The following is a 14,545-nucleotide window of genomic DNA, read 5'->3' on the forward strand; positions in this document are numbered from 1 at the left end:
ATCAAGGTGATGATTTCTCATCTGCGATAATCCCATGTCGGCGTGCACAGTCGTGCCGCACTTCCCTCTTCCTCGTGGCTCGGCAACTGACATTGCAATGCAATATTAAAAATCAACGTCTGTTGCAAACCGGGCTCGTTCTGTAGCGCGCATTCCCCAAGCCGCCAGTAAGGGCATCTGCGTTTCCCCTCGCCCACCTTTCTAGACTAGCCCGACCATCAGCCCGATCGGGGAGGAAGACATGGCGCAGCGCATCATTGATCTGGTCTTATCCGCACTGGCCAGTCTGGTCAGTGTTCTGTTGTCCTGGCCCTATTGGCGAGACTTTGAATATTGGCCGGAATCCCCGGCCCTTTGGTGGCTGTATTTCATCCTGGGATACTGCCTGGCGGTCTACGTCTTCTATGCCTTCCTGGGCAGTCTGCGCACCTTGTTCCTGCATGACAGCCAGGGCCGACAGGAAACGGCTCCTGACGCCTCTTCCGGGGAGAAACGCTCATGAGCTGCCTGAACGGAACCGACTGCCGGGAAACCGCCAAACGCCGCACGGCGCTGGCCATCCTGGCCCTGATGCTGGCGATTTTCCTGATTCTTTCCCTGTGGTCATTCCTGCCATCGCGCCAGCAGGCCCTGCCCACACTCATCCATTACGGCGAAGCCGATGCCGTCCAGGGGAAACGCGTCTTTCAGGCCTATAACTGCATGGGCTGCCACACCATCGTGGGTAACGGAGCCTACTTCGGCCCGGATCTGACGCGCATCTATGCAGACGCGGGGCCGGCATGGCTGGCGGCGTTCCTGCCCTCGGCGGCGGGCTGGCCGACGGCGACCGCAATTCAGGTGCAGCTGCAAAACGCCACGGTCCAGAAAGAAGCGGGCACAGCGGATCCGCAGGAATACCTGACCCGCTATCCAGGGGCCGCCGAGCGCGTGCAGCAACGCGGGGGCCGGCACACGTTGATGCCCAACCTGCCGCTACAGGCGTCCGAAATCACAGCCCTGATGGCGTTTCTGAAATATACCTCCGCCATGAACACCGAAGGCTGGCCGCCGAAACCGCACACCGACCGGCGCCTGCCCGCCCCGGCGCAATCAGTGGCCGCAGCCGCCGCTGCTGGTCCGACATCGGCGCCGGCCCCCGCCGCTGCCGCTGCCGACGCTCAGGACCCTGTCGCGCTGGGTAAAAGGCTGGTCGGGGAGCTGGGCTGCGTCGCCTGTCACGCGACCGATCAGAACCGCCTGGTGGGACCGGGCTGGGGCGGTCTGAGCGACTCCACGGTCGCACTGGCGGACGGCACCTCGGTGACGGCGGATGACAATTATCTGATCGAATCGATCCGCCAGCCCGACGCCAAACTGGTGGCGGGTTATCCGCCCCACGTGATGCCGCCTTATGACAGCACGCTGATCAACGAGTCCGACATGAAGGCCATCGTGGCCTATCTGCGCAGCCTTTGACGGGGAAGCCATCATGATCAAGATCGAATACCGCACGCAGCGCCTGAGTCTGCGATTCTTCCTGCTGATGCTGGTCCTGTTTCTGTTCCAGATGCTGTTCGGCCTGCTGATCGCCATCCAGCACGCGGATCCTGCATTGCTCGCCGGCATTGCCAATTTCAATATCCTGCGGGCGGAACACACCAATCTGGGAATACTCTGGATCTTGTCCGGTTTTATCGGCACCATCCTGTTCGTCGGCCCTTTGCTATCGCGCCGTGAACTGGCCGCCCCCTGGCTGATTCACATTCTGTTCTACGCCTTGATCGCGGTCACCGTCTGGAATGTAGCCACCCAGGCTCTGGCTGCGGATGGCATAGCCGGCTGGTGGATAGGCCAGCCCTGGCTGCAGGAAGGACTGGAATATCTAGAAGCAGGCCGCACCGCCGATATCGTGATTTTCATCGGCTTCGCCATCCTGGCCTACGTCGTATTGCGCACCTTTCCGCCGCGTCGTGACTGGAACGAAATCCACTGGGGGCTGGCGATCGGCGTCACCGCTCTGACCTTCGTCTGGCTGTTCGGCGTATTTTTCATCGACCGTCTGGATATGCAGGAATATTTCCGCTGGTATGTCGTGCACTACTGGGTGGAAGGCGTCTGGGAAGTCATCCACATCAGCCTGGTAGGTTTCCTGCTGGTGTTGATGTTCAGGGCGGAAGTCAAAGCAGTCGGCTACGCCGTGTTCTGGGGTGTCGCCATGGTGTGGCTGTCGGGCCTGATCGGCAATGCGCACCATTATTTCTGGATCGGCACACCCGAATTCTGGCAGTTCTGGGGATCCCTGTTCAGCGCCCTGGAACCCTTGCCCCTGGTGTTCTGCTTCTGGCACATCTATCTGGACGCCCACCAGGACAAGCGCCCGCTTGAAAACGCACCGGCCTTCTATTTCATCCTGGGCTCGGTGGTGTTGGAACAGGTCGGCGCCGGCATCCTGGGCTTTACCATGACCTTTGCCTTGACCAATGTCTGGTCGCACGGCACCTGGGTGACGCCCAGCCATGCCCACCTGGCCATGTTCGGCACCTTCGGCATGTTGGGTATTGCCGCGGCCTACTACGCCGTGCCACTGCTGCGCGGCGTCAAGGAATTCGACCAACGCCTGGGACGGGTCGCCTTCTGGCTGGTGCTGACCGGCATGCTGGGCATCGCCTTCGCTTTTGCCATCGGCGGCACGGTCCAGGTATTTCTATACCGTTCGATGGGGCTGAGCTGGTTTGGCGGACAGATCTTCCCAGCCATGCAGTTCTTCAAGGTCCTGATCCCGCTGTTCGGTCTGGTCTTCGCCGTAGGGGCCGGCCTGCTGGTCTACGATCTGTTGACCCTCGGCCTGCGGCAGAGTTCGACCGCAGCGCGTGACCTGCCTGTCCGCGCCAGAACGGCGCCCCTGACCGGCTGGCGGTCTACCCTGCGCGGCAGCGAAGCCAGTCTGTGGCTGATGGGCATGTGGATCTTCGGCGCCATCATCACCCTGGGATTGCTGAGCTTCAATCTGGAATCCGTGGCTCTGGGCGATCCCACCATCCCCTATGTGCTGGCGGGGCTGGGCTACCCAGGACTGCTGCTGATCACATTGCTGTTCGTCTGGCGGTTCCTGGCAGCGCTGCAGGCGCGACCCGATATCCAGCCAAGGCCCGTCGCCCTGGGACAAGAAGCCGTGGCTCAAACCTGAGGACCCTCACAGGGCGGCCCTGCGAGCCGCCCTGTGGCTTACCGGCGCACGCGATACACACCGCAGGTCAACCAGGTGGCCAGAACGAACGGCGCAGTCAAGGGCGGCAAATCCAGCCACTGGAATGCCCGCATGAACAGCAGGCTCGCGCACACCCCCAGACAGAGGGCGGAAAACCGACCGGGAAGCGCCTGATGCACGGCTTCTACCAGCAGGACGGCATTGAAACCATACAGCCCCAGCAGCACTGCCTCGTCGGGAAAACCGCCCGCCCAGGCCAGGCCAGACGCCGCCGCGCTGGCCAGCAGCGCCCGGATAAGGACACGCGGGCCTGCCAACGCCAAGCCTAGCAGACACACGGCACCAGCCCAGGGATCCGCCAGGAACATGACTTGGCCGACACCCCGCAATACCGCGTTCGCCACGCCACCCCACCCATCCGCCGGCAGACCCGGCGGCACGACATCCGCCGTCAGCCAGCCCGTCAAGGGTATCAAGGCCTGCAGCAACCAGATCATCAGGACGAAGGGAGCCGTATAGGGCGATACCGGCAGATGACGGCGCCATGCCTGAGCCAGCCACGTCGCCAGACAGGATAGGACGATCACCAGCGCCCAGGCCAGTCCCGTGGGCGGCAAGACGGTCAGTACGCCGATCCCCACCAAGGCCCCGTTATAGCCATGCAGGCCCGCATCATCGGCATCCACCCGAGCGCCCAGGCGCTGGCCGCACAATGTACCGGCCAGCGCGCCCAGCAAGCAGCCCAGCGCCAACAGCAGAGATTGCCAGGCAACCGCCGCCAACAGACAGCCCCCCATCCCGGCATGCGCCTGCAGAAACACCTGAGACAGGCCCCGCAGCACCCGCTGGCTCACCGCGGTTGTCCAGGCAAACACACGAACCGTCACGACACTCACTCCAGCAAAGGGCGGCAGAGCCGGAAAATCCGCCATCGTACTCCTGCAGCCTCCTCTCTCCATCACCCCTGGCATATACCCGCCATATGCGATTCATGGGCGATCCCCCCTCCCCGGACGCCACTGTCTCGGCCTGGGCTTCCCGGCGTACAATCCGGCAGGTGCGCCTCTGCCCGGATCTCTTATGAAAAACTCGCTTGCGCCCGCAGCGCCCCTGATTCGCCCTGACTCTCCACCGGCCCAGGGTGTCGCCTATCCGGTGCTGGGGGCGATCAGCCTGACCCACCTGCTCAACGATATGATGCAGTCGGTGCTGCTGGCTATTTATCCGGTCTTGCAGGGGCGGTTCGATCTCAGTTTTGCGCAGGTCGGCTTCATCACCCTGGCCTTTCAGTTTTCCTCTTCGTTGCTGCAGCCGCTGGTGGGGCGTTTCACGGATCGCCGCCCGATGCCGTATTCCCTGCCTATCGGCATGGGCTTCACCTGCTGCGGTCTGCTGCTGCTCTCGCAGGCCTGGAACTTCCCGCTGGTCGTCCTGGCCGCTACCCTGGTGGGCGCGGGTTCTTCGGTATTCCATCCTGAATCCTCCCGCGTAGCCCGCATGGCGTCTGCCGGTCATCACGGGCTGGCCCAGTCGATCTTCCAGGTCGGCGGCAATATCGGCTCTTCCATCGGCCCACTGCTGGCCGCCTTGCTGATCGTGCCGCACGGCCAGAGCAGCGTGGCCTGGGTGTCGCTGGCGGCACTGGCCGGAATCTGCATCCTGGTGGGCGTCAGCCGCTGGTATGCCGCCAACCTGTCCAGCAGTCGCGGACGCAGTTCCCTGAGCAAGGTCGACAACGGCCTGTCCCCTCGACAGGTCCGGGGGGCGCTGTTGATTCTATTGCTGCTGATTTTCAGCAAATACTTCTATCTGGCAGGCCTCAACAGCTACTTCACCTTTTTCCTGATGGACCGATTCGGTTTGAACATCCAGCAGGCGCAATATTCCCTGTTTGTCTTTCTGGCCGGTGTGGCCACCGGGACTCTGGTGGGCGGCCCCGTGGGTGACCGCATCGGTAGAAAGCGTGTCATCTGGGGCTCGATCCTGGGTACCGCGCCGTTTTCCCTGGCGCTGCCTTACGTCGATCTGCAATGGACGCTGATCCTGGTATTTTGCGCCGGCGTCATGATCGCCTCTGCCTTCCCCGCGATCATCGTCTATGCGCAGGAACTCATGCCCGGTAAAACCGGTACGGTGTCCGGTCTGTTCTTCGGGCTGGCCTTCGGCATGGCCGGCATCGGTGCAGCGCTCCTGGGCAGCCTGGCGGATGCCACCAGCATCGCCTTCGTCTACCATTTGTGCGCCTTTCTGCCCCTGCTCGGCATCGCCGCCTTTTTCCTGCCCGACATGCGGCGCCGCCCTGCATGAACGTCGATAAATCCGCCGCGCCTGGACGCTGGCTGATGGCGGCCAGTCTGCTCCTGCTGGCTGCCAATCTGCGACCGTTATTCCCCAGCACCGCGGTGTTGCTGCCGGACATCAGCCAGGGCCTGGGGCTGACGCCAGCCGCCGTCGGCTATCTGACCACTCTGCCGGTCCTGTGCATGGGGATCTTCGCCCCGCTGGCGCCGCGCTGCGCCCGACACATCGGGGTGGAACGCACGCTGCTGCTGGTCCTGGTGTTGATTCTGATCGGCACCGCGCTGCGCGGCGTGCTGGATGCCACCGGCCTGTTCCTGGGCACCGCGCTGGGCGGGGCAGGCATCGCCCTGGGCAATGTGCTCTTGCCCAGCGTGGTCAAGCGGGATTTCTCTGACCGGGCGGCGCTGATGACGGGGCTCTACACCATGAGCCTGGTCGGCGGGGCCGCCCTGGCGGCTGCCACTACCCTGCCCTTGACCGACGCTCTGCAGGGGCAATGGACCTGGGGGCTGGCGATCTGGTCGATCCCGGCTTTGCTGGCGCTGCTTGCCTGGGCGCCCGTTGCATGGAAGGCCGGCGCCCGCCAATCCAGCGGCCCCCACATCCTTCCAGTCCGGGGGTTGCGCCGTGACCGTCTGGCCTGGGCGGTCACGCTATTCATGGGCCTGCAATCGGCGCTGGCCTACTGTGTGCTGGGCTGGATGGCGCCCATGCTGCGCGATCGGGGCCTGAGCGGCACCGAATCCGGCCTGATCACCTCTGCCTCCATTCTGCTGCAGGTCGTGTCCTGCCTGCTGACGCCGCTACTGGCTGCGCGGGGGCGTGACCAGCGCAGTCTGGCCGTCTGGCTGGCCGTCACAGCCACACTGGCACTGATTGGCATGGTGCTGGGACCGTCCTGGGCGATCTGGCCGCTGGCCATCGTGCAGGGTCTGGGCCAGGGCGGCCTGTTCGCTCTGGCGCTGATGCTGATCGTGTTGCGTTCCCGCGATGCGCACGTGGCAGCGCACCTGTCCAGCATGGCGCAGACGACGGGTTATATGCTGGCCGCCAGCGGGCCGCTCTTGATCGGCATCCTGTATGCCTGGACCGGCAGCTTTCGGGCCGCCACCGGGCTGATCGGCTTCCTGGGGCTGGCGACCGCCCTGGCCGGATGGTATGCCGGGCGCAATGCCCTGGTGCAGGCGCACACGGTCACGGACAGCAGCGGCGCCTAAACGACTGGACGCCCATGTGAAAGCAAAAAGGCCTGCGATATATATCGCAGGCCTTTTTGCTTTTCCGGGCTAGCCCGGAATACGCACGGCGTTACAGATCCGCGCGCGAAAACACCAGCGTCGCATTGGTGCCGCCAAAGCCGAAGCTATTGGACAAGGCCGTCTGGATGTTGGTGTTGGACAGGGTTTCGCGCAGGATGTTCATGCCTTCGGCTGCCGGGTCCAGCGTGTCGATGTTGGCGGATGCCGCCACGAAGCCATGCTTCATCATCAACAAGGTGTAGACCGCCTCGTTCACGCCGGCCGCCCCCAGGGCATGACCGGACAAGGACTTGGTCGATGCGATCCAGGGTTGGTCGGCACCGAACACCGCACGGATGGCTTCCAGTTCTTTGACATCGCCCACCGGCGTGCTGGTGCCGTGGGTGTTGATGTAATCGACCTTGCCCTGGAAACCGGCCAGGGCCTGGCGCATGCAACGTTCGGCGCCTTCGCCGGACGGTGCAACCATGTCGTAGCCATCGGACGTCGCCCCATAGCCGACGATTTCAGCCAGGATGTTGGCGCCCCGGGCCTTGGCGTGTTCGTATTCCTCGACGACAACGATGCCACCGCCGCCGGAAATCACAAAACCGTCCCGATCCGCGTCATAGGTGCGCGAAGCGCGGTCCGGCGTGTCGTTGTAGCGCGTGGACAAAGCCCCCATCGCATCGAACATGAACGACAAGGACCAGTGTTCTTCTTCGGCGCCGCCGGCAAAGACGATGTCCTGTTTACCCAACTGAATCTGTTCCACGGCATTGCCGATGCAATGCGCGCTGGTGGAGCAGGCCGAGCTGATGGAGTAGTTCACGCCCTTGATCTGGGCGCCGGTCGCCAGGCAGGCAGACACGCCGCTGGCCATGGCCTTGGTGACCATATAAGGGCCGACGCGGCGCACGCCCTTGTCGTGCAGGACCTGGATGCCGTCATTGATGGCGGAATGCGAGGCGCCACCCGCACCGACGATCAGGCCGGTACGAGGATTGGACACCAGTTCCGGCGTGAGGCCGGCGTCCTGGATGGCTTCCTGCATGGCCAGCCAGGCATAGGCATGGCCATCGGCCATGAAGCGGCTGAGCTTGCGGTCGATCTTCTCGAGCGCATCCAAATGGACGGAACCCGCCACATGGGAACGCAGTCCCTGCTTGGCGTATTCGGATTGATAGGTGATGCCGGAACGGCCTGTGCGCAGGCTGTCGAGGACTTCGGACTGATTGTTGCCCAGGCTGGATACGATGCCCATGCCGGTGATAACCACACGACGCATAATCGGGCCTCCTAGAAATTGTCCGTGCGGGTGAAAAGCCCCACCCGCAGATCATGAGCCACGTAGATTTCGTGGCCGTCGACTTCCATGCGCGCGTCCGCAATCCCCATGACGAGCTTGCGCATCATGACACGCTTCATATCGATGTGATAGCGCACTTTCTGCGCCGTCGGCAGGACCTGGCCGGTGAATTTGACCTCGCCCACACCCAGGGCGCGACCGCGCCCCTGGCCGCCGCAACAGCCCAGGAAGAACCCGACCAGCTGCCACATGGCGTCCAGGCCCAGGCAGCCCGGCATCACCGGATCGCCCTGGAAATGGCAGCCAAAAAACCAGAGATCGGGGCGAATATCGAGTTCGGCGATGATTTCGCCCTTGCCATGCGAACCGCCCTGGTCATCGATATGCACGATGCGATCACACATCAACATGGGTGGCAACGGCAATTGGGCGTTGCCCGGACCAAAGAGTTCTCCGCGTCCGCACGCCAACAATTCGTCGTAGCTGTAGCTGTTTTTTTCCATGATGCCCCGTGTCAAAACCGGTGTGCCAGCGACTGCGCCCATTGGTCGGACGCAAGCCTACAAAGTAAATAAGCCTAGCAGTATAACCCGAGGCTTCCCGACACCCGATCAAGGCGGATCCAGGACATACCAGACGGTCACCGTCCCGCGCACGAACAAGGGCGGGCTGTCATTGCCCCAGCGCAGCACGCGGTGCCTGAGCAGCATGGGCGCCTGGGCCGAGCGCCCCTCGAAGGCGCGCGTCGTCAGATGCCTGCCCTGCAGGGAAACGCAAGGCCCCTGCCCCGAATCCCAGCACAAGTCGGTAGCAACCTGGGCGGACCCCGCATAGTCGCGCGAGGCATAGACACGGGTGATGCGCGCCCCGGAAGGAATCGGCGCATCCGTTTTTCCAGGCTGAAAAACCACCGTCACGGCTCGATCCACAGATTGCAGGCCGTGGCTGACCTGATCCCTGGTCCAGGCCTGCTCTGCAGACGCTGATGCCGCCAGACCAGACCAGACCGTCGCTCCTGCCAGAACCAGCAGCCGAACGAGTATATTGTGCCTCATGTGCATCGCCTATTTATCGCTGGGCCATCCGCAATGGCCTGTCCTGATCGCCGCCAATCGGGATGAATTTCACGCCCGCCCCACGCGGGCGGCGGGTCCTTGGCCTGCCCGCCCTGATGTCATCGCCGGCCAGGACCTGAGCGCCGGGGGAACCTGGCTGGGATGGGCGGCGGATGGACGCTTTGCCCTGCTGACCAATTATCGCGAACCCGGCTTGCCGACGCCGCCTGGCGCGCCGTCGCGCGGTGTGCTGGTGCGCGACTACCTGCTGGGCCAGACCAGCGCTGCCGATTATAGTCGGGCCTCGGCCCTGCGGGCGCAGGATTGTGCTGGCTTCAATCTGATTGTGGGCGATGCGCGCCAGGTCTGGTATCTGGGCAACCGGGACCCTGCCGGCACCGCCCGTCTTTTGGCGCGGGGGCGCTACGTGCTGTCCAACCATCTGCTGGATACCCCCTGGCCCAAGGCCAAACGCCTGCGCGCAGCATTGGATGCCCTGCCCGCCGATCGCTGGGCCCAGGCGCCCGATGCCGTGTTCGCCTTGCTGCGCGATACCACCCAGGCTCAGGGGGCCGATCTGCCGGCCACGGGACTGGCGGCGGATCAAGAACAACTGTTGAGCAGCCCCTTCATCATCAGCCCCGACTATGGCACGCGCTGCTCGACCCTGATCGCCATCCGTGCAGACGGCGCCACGCTGTTTAGCGAACAGAACTTCGATGCTGCCGGCCAGCCGACCGAACGGCACGACTGGCGCCTGACTGCCCATTACCCGCATCTGACGGCACAGGCCTGATTTCAGCCGGATCGCAAACGCTAAAATACCGCTTTACACCCCTACAGGACACTACTCATGAGCACCGGCCTTGCCAGTCAGATTTCGGACGCCATCAAATCCGCCATGCGAGCACACGACAGTGTGCGCCTGGGAACGCTGCGTCTCTTGCAGGCGGCCATGAAACAGAAAATGGTGGACGAGCGCATCGAGCTTGACGACGCCATGATCATCGCCATCATCGAAAAGCAGGCCAAGCAGCGCCGTGAGTCCATCGCTGCCTTTGATTCTGCCGGACGTACCGACAGCGCCAATCAGGAACGCGCCGAACTGGACATCCTGAAGGAGTTTCTGCCCCAGGGGGCCACCCCGGAAGAGATCGCTGCCGCCATCGACGCCGCAGTGGCGCAAGTGCAAGCCAAGGGCCTGCAAGGCGGAGCCGCCATGGGCGCCATCATGGGCCAACTGAAAACCGCGCTGGCCGGACGCGCCGATATGGCAGCCGTGTCGGCGCAGGTCAAGACCCGCCTGGCAGCATAAATTTCAGCACACTAGGCGACGGATGCCGCTTCGGCACAGGGCCGCAGCGCGACGCCGTCCGCCAGGCGCTGGACCAGGTCGGGATTCGACACAAAAGCCCGACCAAAGGCCACGGCGTCGCCCTCGCGGGTTTCGACCGCCTGTTGCGCCAACTCCAGGTCGTAGCCCTCGTTCAGGATCAGCGCCCCGCCAAAGGCCTGGCGGATCACCGGCGTCAAGGCATCGGCACCGGGATATTCCCGCACGCAGATGAAGGCCAGTCGCCGCTTGCACAGTTCGCTCGCCACATGGCGGTACAACGCCACCGGGTCGGAATCCCGCATATCATGCCGATCGCCTCTGGGCGACAGATGCACGCCAATGCGCCCGGCGCTCCAGACACCGATGCAGGCGTCGATGACGTCCATCAGGAAGCGGCTGCGATTGCCGATCGACCCGCCGTATTCGTCCTGACGCCGGTTCGAGCCATCATGCAGGAACTGATCGATCAAGTAGCCGTCGCCGGCATGGATTTCCACCCCGTCGAATTCCGCCTGCCGCGCATAGCGCGCCGCCTGATCGAAATCCGCCACGATGCGACGGATTTCATCCGGATGCAGGCTGCGTGGCACTACATATCCGGCAGCATCGACCGAGCTGCAGACGCCGGTTTCCCGACACGGAATGGCGCTGGGGGCCACCGGCATTTCTCCCGACAGGAATTCGGGGTCCGATACCCGACCGGCATGCCACAGACGCAGGAAAATGCGCCCGCCGCGCTCGTGGACGGCTTCGGTGACGCGACGCCAGCCCTGAACCTGGTCGGAATTCCAGATGCCGGGCATGTTCGGATAACCCAGCCCCAGAGGCGACACCGATGCCGCTTCGGTCACGATCAGCCCCGCCGCCGCTCGCTGCGCGTAATATGTGCGCAAGGCGTCACTGGGCACACGCCCCTGGGCGGGCCGGATGCCTGCGGATGGCGCCATGATGATGCGGTTGCGCAACCACACATCGCCCAGCAGCAGCGGATCAAGCAAACTTGTCATATCATGCGATCAAAACAAGGAACCCCGGAACTGCGACACAGTTTGCTGCAACGCACAATCCAGACATCAAAAATCTTTAAAAAACCATCAGGGTTTTTACCAGATTTTTCACCATTTGACTATTGGAGAGGCCGTCGAAACCTATGGGACAGTTTGCCGTCATCGGATTGGGGCGCTTTGGCTCCGCCACTTCGCTGGAACTGATGCGCCTGGGCCATTCCGTGCTGGGCGTGGATGCGGACAACCGTGTGATCGACCAGCACGCCGACCAGCTGACGCGCGCTGCGATCGCCGATGTGACCGACCGCAATGCCCTGACCGAACTGGGATTGCAGGAATACGATGTCGTCCTGGTGGCGATCGGCGAAGACCTGCAATCCAGCCTGGTCTGCACGGTGCACTTGAAGTCCTTGGGGGTCAAAGAATTATGGGTCAAGGCCTCGTCCCGCGCCCATCACCTGATCCTGACCAAGCTGGGCGTCAACCGCGTCATCCACCCCGAAGAAGAAATGGGCATCCGCATCGCCCAGGTGCTGAGCTACCCGATGGTCAACGATTACATCGCCCTGGGCAACGGCGACTTCGTCGTCGAGATCGAGGCCAGCGAACAACTGGCCGGACGCACACTGGGCGACGCCTTGACCACGGAACCCCGGGGGCTGATCCAGGCACTGCTGGTCAAGCGCAAGGGCACAGCCACCCCGCGCCCCCCTGAACAATTCGTCCTGCAGGCCAAAGACACCCTGATCTTGTTCGGCCCCCTGCAGCAACTGAAGCGCGCCGCCCCGAAACTGAGCTGAAGCCGCCTCATGGCCAGACTGACCGTCCATCCCCTGCGCGCCTACCGTCATGCCCGGCATACGGGACAGCTGCAGGCCAGCCCGCCCGCCGTCCTGGCCGGCAGCTTTCTGTTCCTGATCCTGCTGGGCACCGCGCTGCTGTTGCTGCCGGCGGCGCAGCAACGGCCCCTCAGCATATTCGAAGCGTTGTTCACCGCGACCTCGTCGGTGACCGTCACCGGCCTGATGGTCATCGATCCCGCCCGGGATCTCAGTCACCTGGGGCAGGCGGTCGTATTGGGGCTGGTGCAGGTGGGCGGCATCGGTTTCGTCACCTTCGCCATCATCGCCTCGCTGACGCTGGGTAAACGCGTCAGCCTGAAGTACCAGGCGCTGGCCCTGGAAGCCTTCAATCAGACCAGCGTGGCGCGCATCCGCCAAACCGCGCTGACCGTCCTGAAGTTTTCCCTGGCGATCGAAGGCGCGGCCATCCTCATCCTGACGCTCTGGTGGTGGCGCACCAATACGCTGGAACACGCCTTTCTGATGGCGGGCTTTCATGCCATCTCGGCATTCAACAATGCCGGCATCAGTCTGTTTCCCGACAGTCTGGCGGGTTTCGCCGGGGACCCGGTCACGACCTTCGTCATCACCGGCTGCATCATCCTGGGTGGCCTGGGCTTCAGCGTCCTGGCGGACATCTACCAAAAACGGGCCTGGCAGACCCTGGCGTATTACACCCGCCTGATGCTGATCGGCACGCTGATCCTGAATCTGGTCGCCCTGGCGATCTTCTGGCTGATCGAATCCCAGAATGCGGCCACCTTGGCGCCCCTGCCCCTGCCCAGCCAGGGCCTGGCTGCCTGGACCCAGGTGGTCGGCGCGCGCACGGCGGGGTTCTCCAGCATGGACGTGGATCAGCTGCGCGACAGCTCGCGCCTGCTGCTGATGGCGCTGATGTTCATCGGCGGCGGGTCTCTGTCCACCGCCAGCGGGATCAAGCTGGGCACCTTCATCATCTTGCTGGCGGTGGTCCGCACCTATGTCCTGCAGCGCAAGGAAGTCGTGCTGATGCACCGCACGATTACGCCGGAAACCATTCACAAAGCCCTGGCGCTGTTGATGGTGTCGGGCCTTTTGGTGTGCATCGGCATCTTTCTCGTCAGCCTGTTCGAATCCCAACCCTTCATCGCCATCGCCATGGAAGTCATGGCGGCCTTCAGCACCACCGGCCTCAGCCCCGATCTGACGCGCTCATTGAGCCTGCCCAGCCAGATCGTGCTGATGCTGCTGATGTTCATCGGTCGCCTGGGCCCCCTGACTCTGGTCTACAGCCTGGGCACTCAGCGCTACAGCCGCGTCCGCTATCCGGAAGCGTCCATGCAGATTGGCTGAGGCCGGCATCGATGTACTACTATTAGCTCTTTCCCGACCCTCACACTCAAAGGATCATCCATGGTGACAACCATTGCACGACAGGCGGTGCTGTGCGCCGCACTGGGCCTCGCGGGCCTGGCCACTGCCGCTTCGGCGGCCACCCTGAAGATCGGCACCGAGGGCGGCTATCCGCCCTGGAGCATGGTCGACGCCCAAGGCAAGGTCACCGGTTTCGATGCCGACGTCGGCGCCGCCCTGTGCCAGAAACTCGACATGAAATGCCGTTTCGTGGTGCAGGCCTTCGACAGCCTGATCCCGGCGCTCGAAGCAGACCGCTTCGATCTGGTGATCTCCGGCATGTCCGTCACGGCGGAACGCGCCAAGGTGATCTCCTTCAGCATCCCCTACGCCACCGAAGACTCCGCCTTCGTGTTGCCCGCAGGCAGCTCGCTGCTGAAAGCCGCGGACCAGAAAGCCCTGCTGCAAGGCCTGGCGGGCAAAACCGTCGGCGTGCAAAGCGGCACCACCCAGGGTGCTTTCCTGCAGAAATATGCGCCGGACATGAAGCTCAAGAGCTACGAAACCCAGGACCAGATGCAGATGGATCTGTCCGCCGGCCGCCTGGACGCCACGTTCTCTGAAGTCACGCCGCAAAGCCAGTTCCTGGATACGACGGGCAAGGGCAAATTCGCCCTGGCCGACTACGTCGTGAAGAGCAGCGCCGACCCCGAAATCCTCGGCCTGGGCATCGGCGCCGGCATCAACCAGAAAAACACCGAACTCAAGGCCAAGGTCGACAAGGCGCTGTGTGAACTGATCCAGGACGGCTCCATCAAGACCTCCAGCCAGAAATGGTTTGGCGTGGACCTGTCCAACTACGCCGCCTGCAAGTAAAATCCGGTTCTTTCAGCAGCCTTGGCCGCCCTCTGGCGTATGTCAGACAGCAGCCAAGG

15 protein-coding genes are annotated in these 14,545 nt (G+C 63.4%); 10 read left to right on the forward strand and 5 right to left on the reverse strand.

Going from position 1 to position 14,545, the window contains the following annotated elements; translation table 11 throughout:
- The first annotated feature begins 241 nt into the window (after positions 1–241).
- From WBF69_RS02210 to WBF69_RS02220, 3 genes are read left to right on the forward strand one after another with little or no spacing between them, the layout of a single operon-like run.
- Positions 242–502 carry a hypothetical protein gene (locus tag WBF69_RS02210; RefSeq protein WP_424260758.1) on the forward strand — a complete coding sequence of 87 codons (261 nt, stop codon included), beginning with the start codon at positions 242–244 and terminating at the stop codon, positions 500–502.
- The gene (locus tag WBF69_RS02215; RefSeq protein WP_424260760.1) at positions 499–1,458 is read left to right on the forward strand and encodes a c-type cytochrome; all 960 of its coding nucleotides are present in this window, start codon (positions 499–501) and stop codon (positions 1,456–1,458) included. Before WBF69_RS02210 ends, WBF69_RS02215 begins: the two co-directional genes overlap by 4 nt.
- Before the next feature lie 13 nt (positions 1,459–1,471).
- Positions 1,472–3,169, forward strand: a complete 1,698-nt coding sequence (locus WBF69_RS02220; RefSeq protein ID WP_424260762.1) for a cbb3-type cytochrome c oxidase subunit I — start codon at positions 1,472–1,474, stop codon at positions 3,167–3,169.
- Positions 3,170–3,207: 38 nt separating this feature from the next.
- On the opposite strand, the gene WBF69_RS02225 is transcribed toward WBF69_RS02220, so the two are convergent.
- On the reverse strand, positions 3,208–4,077 hold the full coding sequence (locus WBF69_RS02225) for an urea transporter (protein WP_424260764.1): 870 nt from the start codon (positions 4,075–4,077) through the stop codon (positions 3,208–3,210).
- A 193-nt stretch (positions 4,078–4,270) separates the two neighbouring features.
- Between WBF69_RS02225 and WBF69_RS02230 the strand changes: the two genes are divergently transcribed.
- Positions 4,271–5,497: an MFS transporter gene (locus tag WBF69_RS02230; protein WP_424260766.1), complete on the forward strand. Its 1,227-nt coding sequence runs from the start codon at positions 4,271–4,273 to the stop codon at positions 5,495–5,497.
- Positions 5,494–6,708, forward strand: coding sequence for a CynX/NimT family MFS transporter (locus WBF69_RS02235; protein WP_424260768.1), 1,215 nt, complete (start codon positions 5,494–5,496; stop codon positions 6,706–6,708). Before WBF69_RS02230 ends, WBF69_RS02235 begins: the two co-directional genes overlap by 4 nt.
- Positions 6,709–6,799: 91 nt before the next feature.
- Here WBF69_RS02235 and fabB read toward each other — a convergent pair whose 3' ends face one another.
- From fabB to WBF69_RS02250, 3 genes are all read right to left on the reverse strand, one after another.
- Positions 6,800–8,017, reverse strand: a complete 1,218-nt coding sequence (gene fabB / locus WBF69_RS02240; protein ID WP_424260770.1) for a beta-ketoacyl-ACP synthase I — start codon at positions 8,015–8,017, stop codon at positions 6,800–6,802.
- 11 nt (positions 8,018–8,028) lie between these two features.
- Positions 8,029–8,541 carry a 3-hydroxyacyl-[acyl-carrier-protein] dehydratase FabA gene (fabA, locus tag WBF69_RS02245; protein WP_424260772.1) on the reverse strand — a complete coding sequence of 171 codons (513 nt, stop codon included), beginning with the start codon at positions 8,539–8,541 and terminating at the stop codon, positions 8,029–8,031.
- Between the two features lie 108 nt (positions 8,542–8,649).
- Positions 8,650–9,093 carry a hypothetical protein gene (locus WBF69_RS02250; protein ID WP_424260774.1) on the reverse strand — a complete coding sequence of 148 codons (444 nt, stop codon included), beginning with the start codon at positions 9,091–9,093 and terminating at the stop codon, positions 8,650–8,652.
- On the opposite strand from WBF69_RS02250, the gene WBF69_RS02255 reads away from it, so the two are divergent.
- Together WBF69_RS02255 and WBF69_RS02260 are read left to right on the forward strand one after the other, a co-directional pair.
- On the forward strand, positions 9,092–9,889 hold the full coding sequence (locus WBF69_RS02255) for an NRDE family protein (protein WP_424260776.1): 798 nt from the start codon (positions 9,092–9,094) through the stop codon (positions 9,887–9,889). The two genes, WBF69_RS02250 and WBF69_RS02255, sit on opposite strands and share 2 nt — an antisense overlap.
- 57 nt (positions 9,890–9,946) lie before the next feature.
- On the forward strand, positions 9,947–10,408 hold the full coding sequence (locus WBF69_RS02260; RefSeq protein WP_424260778.1) for a GatB/YqeY domain-containing protein: 462 nt from the start codon (positions 9,947–9,949) through the stop codon (positions 10,406–10,408).
- A gap of 11 nt (positions 10,409–10,419) precedes the next feature.
- On the opposite strand, the gene WBF69_RS02265 is transcribed toward WBF69_RS02260, so the two are convergent.
- Entirely contained in the window at positions 10,420–11,436 is a 1,017-nt protein-coding gene (locus WBF69_RS02265; protein ID WP_424260780.1) for an alkene reductase, read from the reverse strand.
- Positions 11,437–11,579: 143 nt separating this feature from the next.
- Between WBF69_RS02265 and WBF69_RS02270 the strand changes: the two genes are divergently transcribed.
- Genes WBF69_RS02270 through WBF69_RS02280 form a run of 3 tightly spaced genes read left to right on the forward strand, consistent with a single transcriptional unit; the run spans position 11,580 to position 14,486 of the window.
- On the forward strand, positions 11,580–12,236 hold the full coding sequence (locus tag WBF69_RS02270; protein ID WP_424260782.1) for a potassium channel family protein: 657 nt from the start codon (positions 11,580–11,582) through the stop codon (positions 12,234–12,236).
- 9 nt (positions 12,237–12,245) lie between these two features.
- Positions 12,246–13,610, forward strand: coding sequence for a TrkH family potassium uptake protein (locus WBF69_RS02275; protein WP_424260784.1), 1,365 nt, complete (start codon positions 12,246–12,248; stop codon positions 13,608–13,610).
- A gap of 60 nt (positions 13,611–13,670) precedes the next feature.
- Positions 13,671–14,486: a transporter substrate-binding domain-containing protein gene (locus WBF69_RS02280; RefSeq protein ID WP_424260786.1), complete on the forward strand. Its 816-nt coding sequence runs from the start codon at positions 13,671–13,673 to the stop codon at positions 14,484–14,486.
- The last annotated feature ends 59 nt before the right edge of the window (positions 14,487–14,545 follow it).

Source organism: Castellaniella sp., assembly GCF_049673105.1.
Taxonomy (GTDB): Bacteria; Pseudomonadota; Gammaproteobacteria; order Burkholderiales; family Burkholderiaceae_B; genus Castellaniella.

Coding starts and splice junctions, on each gene's coding strand:
- WBF69_RS02210 (WP_424260758.1), top strand. CDS start 242: ATGGCGCAGCGCATCATTGATCTGGTCTTATCCGCACTGGCCAGTCTG.
- WBF69_RS02215 (WP_424260760.1), top strand. CDS start 499: ATGAGCTGCCTGAACGGAACCGACTGCCGGGAAACCGCCAAACGCCGC.
- WBF69_RS02220 (WP_424260762.1), top strand. CDS start 1,472: ATGATCAAGATCGAATACCGCACGCAGCGCCTGAGTCTGCGATTCTTC.
- WBF69_RS02230 (WP_424260766.1), top strand. CDS start 4,271: ATGAAAAACTCGCTTGCGCCCGCAGCGCCCCTGATTCGCCCTGACTCT.
- WBF69_RS02235 (WP_424260768.1), top strand. CDS start 5,494: ATGAACGTCGATAAATCCGCCGCGCCTGGACGCTGGCTGATGGCGGCC.
- fabB (WP_424260770.1), bottom strand. CDS start 8,017: ATGCGTCGTGTGGTTATCACCGGCATGGGCATCGTATCCAGCCTGGGC.
- fabA (WP_424260772.1), bottom strand. CDS start 8,541: ATGGAAAAAAACAGCTACAGCTACGACGAATTGTTGGCGTGCGGACGC.
- WBF69_RS02255 (WP_424260776.1), top strand. CDS start 9,092: ATGTGCATCGCCTATTTATCGCTGGGCCATCCGCAATGGCCTGTCCTG.
- WBF69_RS02250 (WP_424260774.1), bottom strand. CDS start 9,093: ATGAGGCACAATATACTCGTTCGGCTGCTGGTTCTGGCAGGAGCGACG.
- WBF69_RS02260 (WP_424260778.1), top strand. CDS start 9,947: ATGAGCACCGGCCTTGCCAGTCAGATTTCGGACGCCATCAAATCCGCC.
- WBF69_RS02265 (WP_424260780.1), bottom strand. CDS start 11,436: ATGACAAGTTTGCTTGATCCGCTGCTGCTGGGCGATGTGTGGTTGCGC.
- WBF69_RS02270 (WP_424260782.1), top strand. CDS start 11,580: ATGGGACAGTTTGCCGTCATCGGATTGGGGCGCTTTGGCTCCGCCACT.
- WBF69_RS02275 (WP_424260784.1), top strand. CDS start 12,246: ATGGCCAGACTGACCGTCCATCCCCTGCGCGCCTACCGTCATGCCCGG.
- WBF69_RS02280 (WP_424260786.1), top strand. CDS start 13,671: ATGGTGACAACCATTGCACGACAGGCGGTGCTGTGCGCCGCACTGGGC.